This is a genomic window from uncultured Williamsia sp. (assembly GCF_947494875.1).
Lineage (GTDB): Bacteria > Actinomycetota > Actinomycetes > Mycobacteriales > Mycobacteriaceae > Williamsia_A.
Window position 1 is genome coordinate 229,898 of the sequence record NZ_CANLWM010000005.1, and the last position, 16,687, is coordinate 246,584.

Genomic DNA, 16,687 nt, shown 5'->3' on the forward strand with positions numbered 1-16,687 from the left:
CCGTCAGATCTGTACCAGGTCGGGGCCCAGTTCCAGATGGTTCTCGCAGGCGTACCAGCTGTAACTCGCCAGGTGGGTCTTGCCCTCAGAGTCCTGATAGGTGACGCTGCCGAGCTCGCCGGGACAGCCGTGATCGAACGTGGGCTTCTGCGGAACCAGGACCGCTCCGACCGGGACGAAATGCGTGACCGCGCCCACGCTCTGCCGCAGGCGCTTTCGTAGCTCCGCCAGCGCGTCCGGATCCGGTGTCACCGGCTTTGGTGACAGCTCACCCGTGGTCGTGGTGTCTTTCTCGAGTGCCATGGCTTTGTCCTTGAGGCAGGCCGGATTCACGATGTCCGGATGGGCGACCGTACGTGGCTGGACGCCGTCGGAGCCCCGGCCTTGTGACCACTCACCCGACAAGCCATGTCGATTGTCACGGGGGAGATGCCGGTAGTTCGGCGCAGTAGTCAACGCGCGGGTGCGAGCAGCGCGGCGCGGAGCTGCGAGATCACCGTGGCGTCGAGTCCGAGCCCCCGACGGACGTATCCGTCCATCCCGCCGTAGCGGGCGTCGACGAGGTGCCAGGAGGTGTCGAGGAGTCCGCGGTTGACCCCGTCGACCGGGTCGGCCGCGGAGGTGTGGCGATAAGCGTTGCTGGCCAGGTAATCGGACTCGATGGTCGCCCGGCCCACGCCGAGGACGTCCAGCAGCACCGCGGACACCCACCCGGTCCGGTCCTTGCCGGCCGTGCAGTGCACGAGCACGCGGTGTCCCGCGGCGGTCGTGGCCGCGATGTCGCGCAGGGTGGCGGCGATCTGAGCCCGCGCCGTCGGATCCGTCACGAACGCGCGGTACGCCGACGGCAGATCGACGACGGTCGTGATCGGCGCCCGCCCCAGCACGTCGCGGACCTCGCCGGTCGCGCCCGGCACGTGCCGGTCCGGCTGCAGCGCGCGCTCGAACCCCGTCCGAAGGTCGACGACGAGGGTGACGTGACGCCGCTGCAACACCGCCACGTCGGCCGCCGTCAGTCGGGACAGGTTGTCGCTGCGGATGACCCGGTCGTCGACGACGTGGCCGTCGATGCCCGTGTAGCCCTGGAACGTCCGGGCGTTCGGCGCCCCGGCAAGGTGCAGCGACCGGTCGACGCCCTGGGTCGTCGGCGCCGCGTCGGCGGCGGCCGTCCCGAGGAGTCCCAGCATCAGCGCGAGTGTCGCGACGACGGCGGACTTCGCCGCACGAGCCGGGCGAGCGGACATGTGGCCTCCTGCCGTCGGGGTCCCGCGTCGAGTGTGCACCCGCCACCGCCTCCACCGCCCGCACAGGGCGGATGCCGGGTCTAAGGACGCGGCAGGGGACAATCGGTCCCGACAGGACGGTCGAGCGAGGAGTGTGCGGTGTCGGAGATGGTCGGGTTGCGCGTGCGGCTCGTGGCCCACAGCGCGTTCCTCCCCCCCGACGACGTGGACTGGGAGACCGACGCCGCCGACGGTGAGGCACTGGTCGAGTTCGCGGGCCGCGCCTGCTATCAGAGCTGGGACAAGCCCAACCCCCGCACCGCGACCAACGCCGGTTACCTCCGCCACATCCTGGAGGTCGGCCACCTGTCGCTGCTCGAGCACGCGACGGCGACGTTCTACATCACCGGCATCTCGCGGTCGTGCACACACGAACTCATCCGCCACCGCCACTTCTCCTACTCGCAGCTGTCGCAGCGGTTCGTCCCCGAACACGACAGCAACGTCGTCTGCCCGCCCGCGGTGGAGGGCGACCCCGAACTCGAGGCACTGTTCACCGCCGCCACCGACGCATCGCGCGCGGCCTACACCGAGCTGCTCGCTGCTCTCGAGGCGAAGTTCGCCGACGTCCCCAACGCGATCCTGCGTCGCAAGCAGGCGCGGCAGGCGGCACGGTCCGTGCTGCCGAACGCCACCGAGACGAAGATCGTCGTCACCGGCAACTACCGGGCGTGGCGGCACTTCGTCGGCATGCGCGCCACCGAGCACGCCGACGTCGAGATCCGTCACCTCGCCGTCGAGTGCCTGCGACACCTCACCGACCTCGCCCCCACCGTCTTCGGCGACTTCGAGATCGGCACCCTCGCCGACGGCACCGAGGTCGCGACCTCGCCCTACGTCGTCGACGCCTGAGGGCCCGGTCACGTCGGCGGACCCGCAGGTCGCCGCCCCCGCCGGCCGGGGTGGGCTGTTCGTGGGAGGCGGCCTGCGGGCGGTAGCCTTCTGCACCATGAACAGCGCCCCTGCCCAGCACGGGCTGCACCCGTTCGGAACGGTGGGTGTGGCGATGGTGACGCCGTTCCGGCCCGACGGGTCGCTCGACCTCCCGCGGGCCGTCGAGCTGGCCGAACACCTCGTCTCCCGCGGCGTCGACGGCCTCGTGGTGTCGGGCACGACCGGCGAGTCGCCCACCACCACCGTCGACGAGAAGCTCGACCTGCTGTCGGCGATCGTGGAGGCGGTCGGCGACCGCGCTCGCATCACCCAGGGCGCCGGCAGCTACGACACCGCCGAGAGCGTCCGCTTCGCGATCGAGGCGCACAAGCGCGGCGCCCATGGACTGCTCGTCGTGACGCCCTACTACTCGCGGCCCCCGCAGACCGGTCTGCTCGCGCACTTCACCGCCATCGCCGACTCGACCCCGCTGCCCGTGCTGCTCTACGACATCCCGCCGCGATCGGTGGTGCCCATCGAGCACCGCACGCTGCTCGAGTTGGCGCGCCACCCCAACATCGTGGGCGTCAAGGACGCCAAGGGCGACCTCAACTCCGCCGCTTCGCTCATCGCCGACGCAGGACTCGAGTACCTGTCCGGGGAGGACGCGCTGAACCTGCCGTGGCTCGCCGTCGGCGCCAGCGGATTCGTGTCCGTGATCGGCCATCTCGTGCCCGACCGTCTGCGTGACCTGCTCGACGCGGTCACCAAGGGCGACATGGTGACCGCCCGGGAGCTGAACATCTCGATGATCCCGCTCGTCAACGCGATGGGTCGCCTCGGCGGCGTCACGATGGTGAAAGCCGCCCTGCGGATCCTGGGCATCGACGTGGGGGATCCGCGCCTGCCGCAGGTGCCCGCCACCGGCCCGCAGATCGAGCAGCTCATCGCCGATCTCCGCGCGGCGCAGGTGCTGTCATGACCGACCCGACCGGCCGCGCACGCCGCAAGCGCGTCAGCCGCCCCTCCGGACCGCCCGCGCCCACCCCGGAGCCGGCTCCGGAACCGACGCCCGAGCCTGCGCGCGACGCGGAGCCCGCCGCGCGGGAGACCGCCCCGCAGGACAGCGCCCCGCAACAGTCTTCCCCGCAACAGTCTTCCCCGCAGCGGTCCGGCGGCAGGCGGGGGCAGAGGGGTGGCGGGTCGAAGGACAACGAACCGACCACATCTCGCGCACCGCGCGACACCGGCCCGCGCCGGGACCGACAGCCGCGTCCGGCGTCGGTCGAGCCCGCGAGGGACCGGTCGAAGCGTCCCGCCTCACAGCCCGTCGGCGACGCGATCGACAGGCTCGGCACGCCGCGCAAACTCCCGAAGTCGGGATTGCGGGTCGTCGCGCTGGGCGGCATCGGCGAGATCGGCCGCAACATGACCGTCTTCGAGTACGACGGCAAGCTGCTGATCGTCGACTGCGGTGTCCTCTTCCCCGAGGACCAGCAGCCCGGCGTCGACCTGATCCTCCCGGACTTCCGGTACATCGAGGACCGGATGGACGACGTCGAGGCGATCGTCCTGACTCACGGTCACGAGGACCACATCGGCGCCGTGCCGTTCCTGCTGCGGTTGCGCGGCGACATCCCGGTCGTCGGCTCGCGGTTCACCCTGGCGCTGTTGGCCGCCAAGTGTCGTGAGCACCGTCAGCGGCCGACGCTCGTGCAGATCGGCGAGGGTGACAGCACCATCCACGGCCCGTTCGAGTGCGAGTACTTCGCGGTGAACCACTCCATCCCCGACGCGATCGCTGTCGCGATCCGCACCCCCGCGGGGATGGTCCTGCACACCGGCGACATCAAGCTCGACCAGCTGCCGCTCGACGGTCGCCTCACCGACCTCGCCGGCTTCAGCCGCCTCGGCGACGAGGGTGTCGACCTGTTCCTCGTCGACTCCACCAACGCGGAGGTCCCCGGCTTCGTCACGCCCGAGCGTGAGATCGGCGGTGTCCTCGACACGGTGATCGGCAAGGCCCGCCACCGTGTCATCGTCGCGTCGTTCGCCAGCCACGTGCACCGCATCCAGCAGGTCGTCGACGTCGCCGCCGCCCACGACCGCCGCGTGTGCTTCGTGGGGCGGTCCATGGTGCGCAACATGCAGATCGCCCAGGATCTCGGGTACCTCTCCGTCCCGGAGGGTGTCGTCGTCGACATGGACACGGCCGCAACGCTTCCCGACCACCGCGTCGTCCTCGTGTCGACCGGGTCGCAGGGCGAACCGCTCTCGGCGCTGTCGCGGATGGCCCGCGGTGAACACCGCCAGATCAACATCCACGCCGACGACCTCGTCGTGCTCGCCTCGTCGCTCATCCCGGGCAACGAGAACTCGGTGTTCGCCGTCGTCAACGGGCTCGCGAAGCGCGGCGCGACGGTGGTGACCCAGGCCAGTGCCAAGGTCCACGTCTCCGGTCACGCGTCGGCGGGCGAGCTGCTCTACCTCTACAACGCCGTCCGGCCGCGCAACGCGATGCCGGTGCACGGCGAGTGGCGGCACCTGCGCGCCAACGCGGCCCTCGCCGAGGCGACGGGCGTCGACCCCGAGCGGGTCGTGCTCGCCGAGGACGGCGTCGTCGTCGACCTCGTCGACGGTGTGGCGTCGATCGTCGGACGTGTCCCGGTGGGGTACGTCTACGTCGACGGGCTCTCGGTCGGCGACGTGGGGGAGTCGACCCTGTCGGAACGACTGGTGCTCGGGGAGGGCGGTTTCATCGCCATCACCGTGGTCATCGACGCCGCCGACGGTCGCCTCGTCAGCACGCCGGAGGTGTCCGGCCGTGGCTTCTCCGACGACCCGGCCGCGCTGAAGGACGCCGCGACGCTCGTGGACTCGGCGCTGGCCGACCTCGCGGCAGAGCGGGTCACCGACACCCACCGCATCGCCCAGACCATCCGCCGCACCGTCGGTCGGTGGGTCGGCGACACCTATCGCCGTCGACCGATGATCATCCCGACGGTGCTCAGCGTCTCCGGCGGTGACCGGCGCCGCTGACCGCGGACCGGCTGACCCGATGGGTCGGGACGTGGGCCGATAGTCTCGGTCCATGAGCGCTGTCGCCGACGAACGGGCCGCCCTAGCGGCCACCTTCCGCGCTGCCGGCCCCGACGCGCCCACGCTGTGTACGGGCTGGACCACCCGGGATCTGCTGGCTCACCTCGTGATCCGCGAAGGCCGCCCCGACGCGTCGCCGGGCATCGTCGTGCCGCTGTTCGCCGGCTACACCGAACACGTCCAGAACTCGTACGCGCGCGGTGACTACTCCGCACTCGTCGACCGGTTCGCCGACGGGCCGCCGTGGTGGTCGCCCTTCCGGCTCGTCGAGGGCCTGGTCAACACCGGCGAGTTCTTCGTCCACCACGAGGACGTCCGGCGGGCGTCGCAAGGGTGGGAGCCGCGCACGCTGCCCCCGGCATTGCGCGAGGCGCTGCTGTCCGCCGTGAAGCGCGTCGGGAAACCAGCGTTGCGTGCGGTCCCGGCCCGGGTGACACTCGTCGACCCGGCGGCCGGTGAGCTCCTCGCCACCGGGAAGGGTCCGGCGGTCACCATCACCGGCGACGTCGCCGAACTGGTCTTCTTCTGCTTCGGGCGGGACGCCGTGCGCCTCGAGTTCGACGGCGCCGCCGATGTCGTCGACGCCGTGCGGGGCGCCTCGCGCGGGATCTGACGGCCGGCACATCACGAAACAGACACACCGGTCGTGTGACCGGTGAGGTGGACGGGGTCTCTGTGACGTATGCGGTTTATCCTGAGCGTCATGAGCCCCAAGTCGACGGCCCGTAGCTCCGCCGCGTCCGCGTCGCAGTCGAAGGCCGCCTCGGGACGCCGCACCACCGGCACCCGCCGATCCGGCACCGCGGCGAGTTCCACCGCCCGTGGCGGACGGTCGACGACATCGCGTTCTTCGTCCCGCGGGACCGGCACCCGGTCCACCACCCGCGCCGGCTCGAGTACGCGGGGCGGGGCCAAGACCACCTCGACCCGGTCCACCGCCTCCACACGCCGCAGTTCGACGGCCGTGGTCGACGAGCGCTTCGACGACGCGCCACCCCGGCGGTCGGCGGCCAAGGCCGTCGGTCGGGGAGTGGGCCGTGGTCTCGGCGCCGGCTGGATGGCCATGGCCCGCGGCGTCGGTTCACTGGCACGGGTGGGGTCGCACCCCACCGTCGAGGCCGACGTCGTCGACGCCGATCTGGACGTCGACGACGACCCGTTCGGTGACCCGGCAGACACGCCGAGCGCGACGGTCGCCGGCGCCGCACCGACCGACCACCGCCGTGACGGGTTCGCGCTCGGGCTGATCGCCGCCGCCATCCTGATCGGGGCGTCGGTGTGGCTCCACGCCGCGGGACCGATCGGCGCATTCGTCGACACGCTCGTCCGCGCCGTCGTCGGATCGGCCGCCGTCCTGGTCCCGCTCCTGGCGCTGGCCGCCGCGGTCGCCCTCATGCGCCGCGGACCCGCCCCGGCCGAACGGGGACGTCGGATCGGGGTCGCCCTGCTGCTCGGCCTCCCCCTGCTCGGCCTGTGGCACCTCGTCGCCGGTGCACCCATCGACTTCGACGGCCGCCTCCGTGCCGGTGGCTTCCTCGGCTTCGCCGCCGCCGGCCCGCTCACCACCGGGCTCACCGCGTGGGTGTCGGTCCCGATCCTCGTGCTGTGCATGGTGTTCGGCGTCCTGCTCGCCCTGCGGATGACGGTGCGCGAGGCCGTCACCCGCGCCGGTGATTACCTCGGCATCGGCCACGGACGTGCGTTCCACGACGACGACCTCGCGCCCGACGACTGGTACGACGACGACCTCGCGGACGCCGACGTCGACGGGTCACCGGTGTACGGGGACGATCCGTACGACAACTACCCGCCGGATCCGCCCGTCGCGCCGTACCGTCCCGTCACGGCGAGCGAGGCGCTCACCGAACCCGTCATCGACGACACCCCGGAGCCGCTGGCCGAGCAGGTCACCGAGGTGCTGCCCCGGCGTCGACGCGCCGCGCCGAAGAAGTCGGCCACGCCGCCCCCGGTGTCCCCGGCGCCCGCCGTGGCCGACACCGACGAACTCGTCGACCGGCCGGTGGAGGGCGACTACCGCCTCCCCCCGGCGTCGCTGCTCATCGACGGCGAACCGCCCCGCACGCGCAGCGCGTCGAACGACGACATGATCGACCGGATCACCGCGGTCCTCGAGCAGTTCAAGATCGACGCGGCCGTCACCGGTTTCACCCGCGGTCCGACGGTCACCCGGTACGAGGTCGAACTCGGACCCGGCGTGAAGGTGGAGAAGATCACGGCGCTGGCGCGCAACATCGCCTACGCCGCAGCCACCGACAACGTGCGGCTCCTCGCGCCGATCCCGGGCAAGTCGGCCGTGGGCATCGAGGTGCCGAACTCCGACCGCGAGATGGTGCGCCTGGCCGACGTCCTCAAGGCGCCGACGACCCGGAAGGACAAGCACCCCCTCGTCATCGGCCTCGGCAAGGACATCGAGGGCGACTTCGTCTCGGCGAACCTCGCGAAGATGCCGCACCTCCTGGTGGCGGGTTCCACCGGCTCGGGCAAGTCGAGCTTCGTGAACTCGATGCTCGTGTCGCTGCTCACGCGCGCCACGCCGGACGACGTCCGCATGATCCTCATCGACCCGAAGATGGTGGAACTCACGCCGTACGAGGGCATCCCGCACCTCATCACCCCGATCATCACGCAGCCGAAGAAGGCCGCGGCCGCGTTGGCGTGGCTCGTCGAGGAGATGGAACAGCGCTACCAGGACATGAAGGCGTCGCGGGTGCGCCACATCGACGACTTCAACAGCAAGGTGCGGTCGGGGGAGATCACCACGCCGCTCGGATCGCAGCGCGTCTACCGTCCCTACCCGTACATCCTCGCCATCGTCGACGAGCTCGCCGACCTGATGATGACCGCGCCGAAGGACGTCGAGGACGCGATCGTCCGCATCACCCAGAAGGCGCGTGCCGCGGGGATCCACCTCGTCCTCGCCACGCAGCGGCCGTCGGTCGACGTCGTCACCGGTCTGATCAAGACGAACGTGCCGTCCCGCCTGGCGTTCGCGACGTCGTCGCTGACCGACTCGCGCGTCATCCTGGATCAGCCCGGAGCGGAGAAGCTCATCGGCATGGGCGACGGCCTCTTCATCCCGATGGGCGCCAACCGACCCATCCGCATGCAGGGCGCGTTCATCACCGACGAGGAGATCGCCGCCGTCGTCGACTTCGCGAAGGAGCAGGCGGACCCCCAGTACGACGAGGGTGTCACCACCCAGAAGGCGAGCGACAGCAAGGACATCGACGCCGACATCGGCGGCGATCTGGACGACCTGCTGCAGGCGATCGAGCTCGTCGTGTCGAGTCAGTTCGGGTCGACGTCGATGCTGCAGCGCAAGCTGCGCGTCGGTTTCGCCAAGGCGGGTCGCCTGATGGACCTGATGGAGACCCGCGGCGTCGTGGGTCCCAGCGAGGGATCCAAGGCCCGGGAGGTGCTCGTCAAACCCGAGGACCTCGCGGGCGTGATGGCGTCGATCCAGGGCGGTGTCGCCGGGTCCGGCGACGACGAATGACCGGTTCGTCCGAAAGTCCCGTCCGCTGACCTGCGACGATGCACGCGTGACAAACCAAAGGTAAAGTAGTCTTTGCTTTCGAGGGGAGTATCCCTGTCGCGGCAGTCTCGTCAATACGTTCAGCGGTGTCACCGGTGCCGATCACCGGTGACCATCTCTGTTCCGGGATGTCGGCCCGATCGATGATCGGGTGGGAGAGACCTCTGGCGCCCATGCATGGAGAGCTGGAGGAATCCTGTCGTGAACGTGTCCCTGACCGTCTGGTTGGTCACCATCGTGGTGATCATCGGACTGTTCGTCTTCGACTTCTACGCCCACGTCCGCACACCACACGCACCGTCGCTCAAGGAGTCCGGTTCGTGGTCGGCGGTCTACATAGCGATCGCCCTGATCTTCGGCGGTTTCATCTGGTGGCAGTACGGCGGCACCTATGGCGGTGAGTACTACGCCGGCTTCATCACCGAGAAGGCGTTGTCCGTCGACAACCTGTTCGTCTTCGTCATCATCATGGCCAAGTTCGCGGTGCCCCGGGAGTACCAGCAGAAGGTGCTGCTGCTCGGCATCGTCATGGCGCTCGTGATGCGCGGCGCGTTCATCGCGGTCGGTGCTGCGGCGATCAACGCCTACAGCTGGGTCTTCTACCTGTTCGGCGCGTTCCTCATCTACACGGCGGTCAAGCTCGTCCGCGAGGCGGCGTCGCACGAGGAGGAGGACGACGAGGGCGACAGCGCCATCATGAAGTTCGTCAAGAAGTACCTGCGCACCACCGACGAGTACAACCGCGACAAGCTGTTCACCAAGGTCAACGGCAAGCGGCTGGCCACCCCGATGCTCATGGTGCTCATCGTCATCGGATTCACCGACGTGCTGTTCGCGCTCGACTCGATCCCCGCCATCTACGGGCTGACCACCGAGCCGTACATCGTGTTCACCGCGAACGCGTTCGCCCTGATGGGTCTGCGTCAGCTGTTCTTCCTCCTCGACGGACTGCTCGACAAGCTCGTGTACCTCTCGTGGGGCCTGTCGATCATCCTCGGCTTCATCGGCGTCAAGCTGGTGCTGCACGCGCTGCACGAAAACACCCTGCCGTTCATCAACGGCGGCGAGATGATCAAGGTCCCCGAGATCTCGACCGGCCTGTCGCTGAGCATCATCGTCGGCACCCTCGTGATCACCACCGTGGCGAGCCTGCTCAAGTCGCGCTCGGACGCCCGCAAGGGCGACGGGCCGAAGGACCCGCCGGTGACGAGTTCGCCCGCCCCGTCGGTGCGCGACGCCTGATCGGTTCCTGACCGCGGATGCTCGCGGCCCTCAGTCGAGGGTCGCGAGCATCCGCGTGTTGCCGAGCGTGTTCGGCTTGACGTAGCTGAGGTCGAGGAACTCCGCGACGCCCGCGTCGTAGGAGCGGCACATCTCCTCGTAGACCTCGGCGGTGACGGGGGTGCCGTCGATCTCGGTGAACCCGTGGCGGCCGAAGAAGTCGGTCTCGAACGTCAGCACGAACAACCGGGTCAACTGCAGGTCGCGTGCGCACGCCACCAAGCGCGCCACGATGCGATGACCGACACCGCGGCCGACGCAGCCGGTGTCCACGGCGACCGTGCGGATCTCGCCCAGGTCGGCCCACAGGACGTGCAACGCACCGCATCCGACGACGACGCCGTCGATCTCGGCCACCCAGAACTCCTGCACGGCCTCGTACAACGTCACGAGGTTCTTCTCCAGCAGGATCCGCCCCGCGTACATGTCGACGATCTCCTTGATCCGGGAGACATCGGAGGTGCGGGCGCGTCGGACGACGATGTCGCCGGCAGCGGGCGTGTGCGGACGCGGCTCGTCGTCTGCCATGCGCGACACAGTAATCGGTGACCTGCACGGTGACCGCGCCCGACCGGCCGATAGTCTCGTCGGCGTGGGTGACGCGCGACACGGGACCGTCTCGCGGTGGCGCCGTGTCCGGGTCGCATCGCACGCGGCCGGGTGGACGCGATGACCGAGCGCATGCGCAACTCGCTGCGTGCGAGGCCCGACGACCCGATCACCGACCCCGTCAGCGACGTCCCGGTCGTGAACCTGGCCAACGCATTGACCGTCTTCCGCATCGTCCTGGTGCCGGTGTTCCTGGTGACGCTCTTCGTCGACGGCGGTCACGACACCGTGTGGCGGATCGCGGCGTGGGTGGTCTTCGCCGTCGCCGCGGTCACCGACCAGGTCGACGGCCGCGTCGCGCGCAGTCGCGGGCTCGTCACCGACTTCGGCAAGATGGCCGACCCGATCGCGGACAAGGCGCTGATCGGCGCCGCGTTGGTCGGTCTGTCGATCCTCGGCGACCTGGCCTGGTGGGTCACCGTCGTCATCATCGTCCGCGAGCTCGGCGTCACCGGACTCCGCTTCTGGGTGCTGCGGCACGCGGTGATCCCCGCCAGCCGTGGCGGCAAGCTCAAGACCCTGCTGCAGGCCGTGGCGATCGGCCTCTACATCCTCCCGCTTCCCGGTCCGGTGCACTGGGCCGCGGTCGTCGTCATGGCCGCCGCCATCGTGATGACCATCCTGACCGGGCTCGACTACGTGTGGCAGGCGCTGCGCGTGCGGTCCGCGGGCCGTCGTCGGGATGCCGCGGCCGCGCGTCCGGCGTCGACGCGGCGGCCGGACTAGAGTCGGCCGGACCCGGGAACGCATCGGGTCACTCAGGCGTTCCACCCGGTGAGGATCCAGGAGGACCGCACATGGCAGCGTTGTTACGCGAGGCACTCGGCGACAGTCTCCGCCGCGTCCGCATCGAACAGGGTCGGACGCTGCGTCAGGTCTCCACCGACGCCCGTGTCAGCCTCGGGTACCTGTCGGAGATCGAGCGGGGCCAGAAGGAGGCGTCGAGCGAGTTGCTGGCGTCGATCTGCGGGGCCCTGCGGGTGGATCTCGGAGACGTCGTGAGCGATGCCGGTGCCGCGATGCGCCGGGTCGGCTCCGTCGACGCCCGCATCGACCCGGACACCAAGGTCGTCATTCCGGCGCCCAGCGATTCGGGGGCACTCACCGCCGCGTGAACGGCGGGACGCGTGGGGTCTGTGTGCGTCGTCGCGACTCCCGCTAGATTGGTGGGCACGATGCGGCGCGGGCCCGCGAGGGCCTGCCGACCGCGGCTCATCGAGGACAGGGGCACCCATGCCGAACCCATTCGTGAAGGCCTGGCGGTACATGATGGCCTACGGGAACGCCACGATCGACGAGAAGGCCGACCCGAAGATCCAGATCCAGCAGGCCATCGAGGACGCCCAGCGCCAGCACCAGGCGCTGTCGCAGCAGGCGGCCAACGTGATCGGCAACCAGCGCCAGCTCGAGATGAAGCTCAACCGGCAGCTCGAGGACGTGGAGAAGCTCAACGCGAACACCCGCCAGGCGCTGACCCTGGCCGACCAGGCGAGCGCTGCGGGTGACCAGGCCAAGGCCGCCGAGTACACCAACGCCGCCGAGGCGTTCGCCGCGCAGCTCGTCACCGCCGAGCAGAGCGTGGAGGACCTCAAGACCCTGCACGATCAGTCGCTGCAGGCCGCGGCCCAGGCGAAACAGGCCGTCGAGCAGAACTCGATGATGTTGCAGCAGAAGCTCGCCGAGCGGACCAAGCTGCTCTCGCAGCTCGAACAGGCGAAGATGCAGGAGCAGGTGTCGAACTCGCTGCAGCAGATGAGCGAGCTGTCCGCACCGGGCAACACCCCGAGCCTCGAGCAGGTGCGTGACAAGATCGAACGACGCTACGCGACCGCACTCGGGTCGGCGGAGTTGTCGCGCAACACCGTCGGCGGCCGCATGATGGAGGTGCAGCAGGCCTCGGTGCAGATGGCCGGCCACTCCCGCCTCGAGCAGATCCGCGCGAACATGAAGGGCGAGTTGCCGTCCGGATCCGGAGGCACCACCACCCCCGGCATCGAGGGCAACCGCACCGATCTCACCAAGGGTCCCGAGAACGCCTGACGGGTCCTCTGGGACGCCCTCGGGGGAGTCCCTGATCTTCCCCCCGGTTCCGGCGCGGACCGGTGACAGACGCGGTGTCCACACGTGACCCTGGGTGCACGGGCCGACGACCGACGTCGGCCGTGGACCTCGGAGGACATCTGATGTGGTGGAAGATCGCGCTCGCCGTGGTGGCCGTCTGGCTGCTGTTCGGACTCGTCGTCGCGCTGGTGAAGGGTGCCGCCGCCCTGGCGGTGGTGGCTCTCGTCGTCATCGGCGGCGTCACCGTCTACCGCTGGGCCACCCGCCCCTCCGACGCCGGCGCGAAGACAGGTGACACCATCGTCTGACGTCGGCCCGGTCGGTCGGCTCCGTCGGAAGGGGAGCGGGTGCGCGTCGCCGTGGTCGCGGGACCCGATGCGGGACATGCCATCCCGGCCATCGCCCTCGCTCGACGACTCGCCGCCGCAGGTGACGACGTGGTCGTGTTCACCGGGGAACCCTGGCAGCGGCGGTGGCACCGCCGCACCGCGGGTGACGAGCGCGTCTCCCTCGTCGTGCTCCCCGGGCTCGACCGCACCGGTGGCGACGACACCGACGCCGGCGCCCGCCTCAGCGTGCGCGCAGCGCAGATGGCCACCGATCTCCTCGGCCCACTGGCTGCACAGCACGTCGACCTCGTCGTCGGGGACGTCATCACCGTGTGTGGTGGCTGGGCTGCGGAGGCCCTCGGCCTCCCATGGGTCGAGCTGTCCCCGCACCCGCTCTACGAGCCCTCGCGTGCCCTGCCGCCCATCGGCAGCGGACTGGCTCCCGGGAACGGACTGCGCGGCCGCGCACGCGACGCCATCATGCGCACGCTCACCGCGCGGTCCCGGGCGGAGGGGGAGCGCCAGCGCGGCGCCGCCCGGACCGCGATCGGGCTGCCCGCCGACGCGCCTGGCCCCGCCGCCCGCCTGATCGCGACGCTGCCGGTCCTCGAGGTGCCCCGCCCGGACTGGCCCGCACATGCCCACCTCGTGGGACCGCTCCTCTGGGAGCCCACCGACACCGTGTTCACCCCGCCCGCCGGCGACGGTCCGCTCGTGGTCGTCGCCCCGTCGACCGCGGCCACCGGCGTCCCCGATCTCGGGCAGACCGTCCTGACCGCTCTGGATCCCGCGCTCACGGGTGTGCCGCTGCGCGTGGTCGTCTCCGCGTTGGACGTCGCCGTCGACACCCTCCCGTCGTGGGCCGTCGCCGGGACCGCGCGTCAGGACCGGGTGCTGGCCGAGGCGTCGCTGGTGGTCTGTGGAGGCGGGCACGGGATGCTCGCGAAGAGTCTCGCCGCGGGCGTCCCGGTGGTGGCCGTGCCCGGCGGCGGTGACCAGTGGGAGCTCGCGAACCGGGTCCGGCGCGCCGGCGTGGGCGCCTGTGTCCGACCGCCCGACGTCACGGCGGTCCGTGCAGCCTGCCTCGACGTCCTCGGCGACGCGCGCGTGGCGGCGGCGGCGCGCCAGGCCGCGGCCGGGGTCTATGACGTCGACGACCCGGTCGCGGTGTGCCACGCCGCGGCCGGTGCCTCCCGTCGCGACTAAACTCGGCACACGATGCGCCTCACCGAGTTCACCGAGCTGATGTACACCGAGTTCGGTTCCGTCGCCGCCGAGTCCATGCTCCGCGACCACGTGTTCGTCGAGTTCGACGGACGCACCGGCGCCCGCGCACTCGACGACGGCATCGACCCCAAGACGGTCTGGCAGGCCTACTGCCGCGAGTTCGACGTCCCGCGCGACCGCTGGTGACATCGCCCCGACACGCCGAGCGTGTCGGTACGGGCGTCGAACACGTGTTCGGGATAGTCTGACGTCGTTCGATCGCGTCAGCGCCGGCGGTCATCCACAGATGCCCACCGTCCACAGCCCCCGGCATCGACGAGACGTCGTTGTCGGAGGCAGGCCCTAGCGTGACGCGCATCGAGAACCACCGGCTCGCCGACGGGCCGCACGAGACGCGAGGAGCATCATGGCAACCGCACCGCAGGACCGCGAGAAGGCCCTCGATCTGGCGCTGGCCCAGATCGACAAGAACTTCGGCAAGGGATCGGTGATGCGCCTCGGTGACGAGGTCCGTCCCCCGATCGAGGTCATCCCGACCGGTTCCATCGCCCTGGACGTGGCGCTGGGCATCGGCGGGCTGCCCCGGGGCCGTGTCGTCGAGATCTACGGCCCGGAGTCGTCGGGCAAGACCACGGTCGCCCTGCACGCGGTGGCCAACGCCCAGGCCAACGGCGGCATCGCCGCCTTCATCGACGCGGAGCACGCGCTCGACCCCGACTACGCCGCCAAGCTCGGCGTCGACACCGACGCCCTGCTGGTCTCCCAGCCGGACACCGGTGAGCAGGCGCTCGAGATCGCCGACATGCTGATCCGGTCGGGTGCGCTGGACATCCTCGTCATCGACTCCGTCGCCGCACTGGTGCCGCGCGCCGAGATCGAGGGCGAGATGGGTGACAGTCACGTCGGTCTGCAGGCACGTCTGATGAGCCAGGCGCTCCGCAAGATGACCGGTGCGATGAACAACTCCAAGACCACCGTCATCTTCATCAACCAGCTGCGCGAGAAGATCGGCGTGATGTTCGGTTCGCCGGAGACCACCACGGGCGGCAAGGCCCTGAAGTTCTACGCCTCGGTCCGCCTCGACATCCGTCGTATCGAGACGCTCAAGGACGGGACCGACGCGGTCGGCAGCCGCACCCGCGTCAAGGTCGTCAAGAACAAGGTGTCCCCGCCGTTCAAGCAGGCCGAGTTCGACATCCTCTACGGCCACGGCATCAGCCGCGAGGGCTCGCTCATCGATCTCGGTGTGGCGGAGGGCTTCATCCGCAAGTCCGGCTCGTGGTTCACCTACGAGGGTGATCAGTTGGGTCAGGGCAAGGAGAACGCTCGCAAGTTCCTCCTCGAGAACGTCGACACCCGCGAGGAGATCGAGAAGAAGATCAAGGAGAAGCTGGGCATCGGAGCCGTCCTCGACGCCGACGAGATCGCGCCGGCGCCCGTCGACTTCTGACCTCCCGCCGCCGGAGCGCCACGATGGATCCACACGCCATCGACCGCCTGCGGTCGGCGACCGAGGAGATCGTCGCCCGCCCCCGCGTCGACGTCGACCGGTCCGGGTCGGCGCGGGGGTCGCGCGACGGTGACCGCGACGGGCCGTCCCCGTGGGACAGCGCGTTGCGGTTGCTCGGGGTTCGTGCCCGGTCACGCTCGGAGATGCGGGCCCGGCTGTTGGACAAGGAGTTCCCGCCCGACGAGGTGGACCGGACACTGTCCCGGCTGACCTCGATGGGACTCCTCGACGACGCCGACTTCGCCCGTCAGTGGGTGGAGTCGCGTCACCGCAACAACGGGCGCGGACGCATCGCGCTCCGAAACGAGTTGCGCACCAAGGGCGTCGATCCGGCGGTGGCCGAGAGCGCACTGTCGCTCGTCGACGACGAGGACGAACGGGCCCGCGCCGAGGAACTCCTCGCCCGCAAGGTGGGGTCGTTGTCCGCGACGGACATCGCCGATCGCGGCGACCGGGACCGCCACACCCGGCGTCTGGTGGCGATGCTCGCCCGACGGGGATACCCGGCGAACGTCGCGTTCGATCTCGTCCGTAGCGCCCTCGACGGCCTCGACTGACGGCCGACGCCTCAGCCGGCGAGTCGGCCGGGGCGTACGCCCTTCCACGCCTCGACCGCCTCGTCCAGAGGGAGGCCGATCGCCTCGCAGACGGCCAGGACGGTGCCGAAGCCAGGGCTCGGGATGCGACCGACCTCGATCTTGCGCAACGTCTCCGGTGAGATCCCCGCCGCCGCCGCGACCGCGCCGGGATCGAGATCGCCCCGGGCCTCGCGAATCACCGCGCCGAGGCGTCGGCCGGCGTCGAGCTGTTCGGGCGTGAGGGGGACGCGGACCATGTGCCGATCGTAACCGGCATTTCT

The 16,687-nt window shown here is 70.3% G+C and carries 17 protein-coding genes and 1 pseudogene; 14 read left to right on the top strand and 4 right to left on the bottom strand.

Annotation, left to right across the window (positions count from 1 at the left end):
• Positions 1-3: 3 nt before the first annotated feature.
• Positions 4-303 carry a hypothetical protein gene (locus tag Q1A98_RS13405; protein ID WP_299574304.1) on the bottom strand — a complete coding sequence of 100 codons (300 nt, stop codon included), beginning with the start codon at positions 301-303 and terminating at the stop codon, positions 4-6.
• A 149-nt stretch (positions 304-452) separates the two neighbouring features.
• A complete protein-coding gene (locus Q1A98_RS13410; protein ID WP_299574307.1) occupies positions 453-1,244 on the bottom strand; it encodes a tyrosine-protein phosphatase in 792 nt (263 codons plus the stop codon).
• A 138-nt stretch (positions 1,245-1,382) separates the two neighbouring features.
• On the opposite strand from Q1A98_RS13410, the gene thyX reads away from it, so the two are divergent.
• From thyX to Q1A98_RS13440, 6 genes are all read left to right on the top strand, one after another.
• Complete coding sequence (thyX, locus tag Q1A98_RS13415) at positions 1,383-2,135, top strand: FAD-dependent thymidylate synthase (RefSeq protein WP_299574310.1); 753 nt, start codon at positions 1,383-1,385, stop codon at positions 2,133-2,135.
• A gap of 97 nt (positions 2,136-2,232) precedes the next feature.
• Positions 2,233-3,138: a 4-hydroxy-tetrahydrodipicolinate synthase gene (gene dapA / locus Q1A98_RS13420; protein WP_299574313.1), complete on the top strand. Its 906-nt coding sequence runs from the start codon at positions 2,233-2,235 to the stop codon at positions 3,136-3,138.
• A complete protein-coding gene (locus tag Q1A98_RS13425; protein WP_299574316.1) occupies positions 3,135-5,195 on the top strand; it encodes a ribonuclease J in 2,061 nt (686 codons plus the stop codon). The genes dapA and Q1A98_RS13425 overlap by 4 nt, the downstream gene beginning before the upstream one ends.
• A gap of 52 nt (positions 5,196-5,247) precedes the next feature.
• The gene (locus tag Q1A98_RS13430; RefSeq protein ID WP_299574319.1) at positions 5,248-5,868 is read left to right on the top strand and encodes a TIGR03085 family metal-binding protein; all 621 of its coding nucleotides are present in this window, start codon (positions 5,248-5,250) and stop codon (positions 5,866-5,868) included.
• Positions 5,869-5,958: 90 nt separating this feature from the next.
• The gene (locus Q1A98_RS13435) at positions 5,959-8,772 is read left to right on the top strand and encodes a DNA translocase FtsK (RefSeq protein ID WP_299574320.1); all 2,814 of its coding nucleotides are present in this window, start codon (positions 5,959-5,961) and stop codon (positions 8,770-8,772) included.
• A gap of 240 nt (positions 8,773-9,012) precedes the next feature.
• Positions 9,013-10,053 (top strand): TerC family protein, encoded by a 1,041-nt coding sequence (locus Q1A98_RS13440; RefSeq protein ID WP_299574323.1) that lies wholly within the window; start codon positions 9,013-9,015, stop codon positions 10,051-10,053.
• Between the two features lie 30 nt (positions 10,054-10,083).
• On the opposite strand, the gene Q1A98_RS13445 is transcribed toward Q1A98_RS13440, so the two are convergent.
• Positions 10,084-10,620 (bottom strand): amino-acid N-acetyltransferase, encoded by a 537-nt coding sequence (locus tag Q1A98_RS13445; protein WP_299574325.1) that lies wholly within the window; start codon positions 10,618-10,620, stop codon positions 10,084-10,086.
• A gap of 141 nt (positions 10,621-10,761) precedes the next feature.
• On the opposite strand from Q1A98_RS13445, the gene pgsA reads away from it, so the two are divergent.
• From pgsA to Q1A98_RS13485, 8 genes and pseudogenes are all read left to right on the top strand, one after another.
• Positions 10,762-11,427 (top strand): CDP-diacylglycerol--glycerol-3-phosphate 3-phosphatidyltransferase, encoded by a 666-nt coding sequence (gene pgsA / locus Q1A98_RS13450; RefSeq protein ID WP_299574328.1) that lies wholly within the window; start codon positions 10,762-10,764, stop codon positions 11,425-11,427.
• A gap of 71 nt (positions 11,428-11,498) precedes the next feature.
• Complete coding sequence (locus tag Q1A98_RS13455; RefSeq protein WP_299574329.1) at positions 11,499-11,816, top strand: helix-turn-helix transcriptional regulator; 318 nt, start codon at positions 11,499-11,501, stop codon at positions 11,814-11,816.
• A gap of 118 nt (positions 11,817-11,934) precedes the next feature.
• Positions 11,935-12,666: pseudogene (locus Q1A98_RS13460) on the top strand (PspA/IM30 family protein); the annotation flags it as partial.
• Positions 12,667-12,884: 218 nt separating this feature from the next.
• Entirely contained in the window at positions 12,885-13,070 is a 186-nt protein-coding gene (locus Q1A98_RS13465; RefSeq protein WP_299574334.1) for a hypothetical protein, read from the top strand.
• A gap of 39 nt (positions 13,071-13,109) precedes the next feature.
• Positions 13,110-14,297: a glycosyltransferase gene (locus Q1A98_RS13470; protein ID WP_299574337.1), complete on the top strand. Its 1,188-nt coding sequence runs from the start codon at positions 13,110-13,112 to the stop codon at positions 14,295-14,297.
• Between the two features lie 12 nt (positions 14,298-14,309).
• Entirely contained in the window at positions 14,310-14,504 is a 195-nt protein-coding gene (locus Q1A98_RS13475) for a DUF3046 domain-containing protein (protein ID WP_299574339.1), read from the top strand.
• Between the two features lie 220 nt (positions 14,505-14,724).
• Complete coding sequence (gene recA / locus Q1A98_RS13480; RefSeq protein ID WP_299574342.1) at positions 14,725-15,768, top strand: recombinase RecA; 1,044 nt, start codon at positions 14,725-14,727, stop codon at positions 15,766-15,768.
• A gap of 23 nt (positions 15,769-15,791) precedes the next feature.
• Positions 15,792-16,385, top strand: a complete 594-nt coding sequence (locus Q1A98_RS13485) for a regulatory protein RecX (RefSeq protein WP_299574345.1) — start codon at positions 15,792-15,794, stop codon at positions 16,383-16,385.
• 11 nt (positions 16,386-16,396) lie between these two features.
• Here Q1A98_RS13485 and Q1A98_RS13490 read toward each other — a convergent pair whose 3' ends face one another.
• On the bottom strand, positions 16,397-16,663 hold the full coding sequence (locus Q1A98_RS13490) for a helix-turn-helix transcriptional regulator (RefSeq protein ID WP_299574347.1): 267 nt from the start codon (positions 16,661-16,663) through the stop codon (positions 16,397-16,399).
• Between the last annotated feature and the right edge of the window lie 24 nt (positions 16,664-16,687).

What these genes read in the sequence shown, in the direction of transcription:
- Q1A98_RS13410 (WP_299574307.1), bottom strand. Translation starts at nt 1,244, where the DNA reads ATGTCCGCTCGCCCGGCTCGTGCGGCGAAGTCCGCCGTCGTCGCGACA.
- recA (WP_299574342.1), top strand. Translation starts at nt 14,725, where the DNA reads ATGGCAACCGCACCGCAGGACCGCGAGAAGGCCCTCGATCTGGCGCTG.
- Q1A98_RS13435 (WP_299574320.1), top strand. Translation starts at nt 5,959, where the DNA reads ATGAGCCCCAAGTCGACGGCCCGTAGCTCCGCCGCGTCCGCGTCGCAG.
- Q1A98_RS13485 (WP_299574345.1), top strand. Translation starts at nt 15,792, where the DNA reads ATGGATCCACACGCCATCGACCGCCTGCGGTCGGCGACCGAGGAGATC.
- Q1A98_RS13490 (WP_299574347.1), bottom strand. Translation starts at nt 16,663, where the DNA reads ATGGTCCGCGTCCCCCTCACGCCCGAACAGCTCGACGCCGGCCGACGC.
- Q1A98_RS13405 (WP_299574304.1), bottom strand. Translation starts at nt 303, where the DNA reads ATGGCACTCGAGAAAGACACCACGACCACGGGTGAGCTGTCACCAAAG.
- Q1A98_RS13445 (WP_299574325.1), bottom strand. Translation starts at nt 10,620, where the DNA reads ATGGCAGACGACGAGCCGCGTCCGCACACGCCCGCTGCCGGCGACATC.
- Q1A98_RS13430 (WP_299574319.1), top strand. Translation starts at nt 5,248, where the DNA reads ATGAGCGCTGTCGCCGACGAACGGGCCGCCCTAGCGGCCACCTTCCGC.
- Q1A98_RS13455 (WP_299574329.1), top strand. Translation starts at nt 11,499, where the DNA reads ATGGCAGCGTTGTTACGCGAGGCACTCGGCGACAGTCTCCGCCGCGTC.
- Q1A98_RS13425 (WP_299574316.1), top strand. Translation starts at nt 3,135, where the DNA reads ATGACCGACCCGACCGGCCGCGCACGCCGCAAGCGCGTCAGCCGCCCC.
- Q1A98_RS13475 (WP_299574339.1), top strand. Translation starts at nt 14,310, where the DNA reads ATGCGCCTCACCGAGTTCACCGAGCTGATGTACACCGAGTTCGGTTCC.
- dapA (WP_299574313.1), top strand. Translation starts at nt 2,233, where the DNA reads ATGAACAGCGCCCCTGCCCAGCACGGGCTGCACCCGTTCGGAACGGTG.
- Q1A98_RS13465 (WP_299574334.1), top strand. Translation starts at nt 12,885, where the DNA reads ATGTGGTGGAAGATCGCGCTCGCCGTGGTGGCCGTCTGGCTGCTGTTC.
- pgsA (WP_299574328.1), top strand. Translation starts at nt 10,762, where the DNA reads ATGACCGAGCGCATGCGCAACTCGCTGCGTGCGAGGCCCGACGACCCG.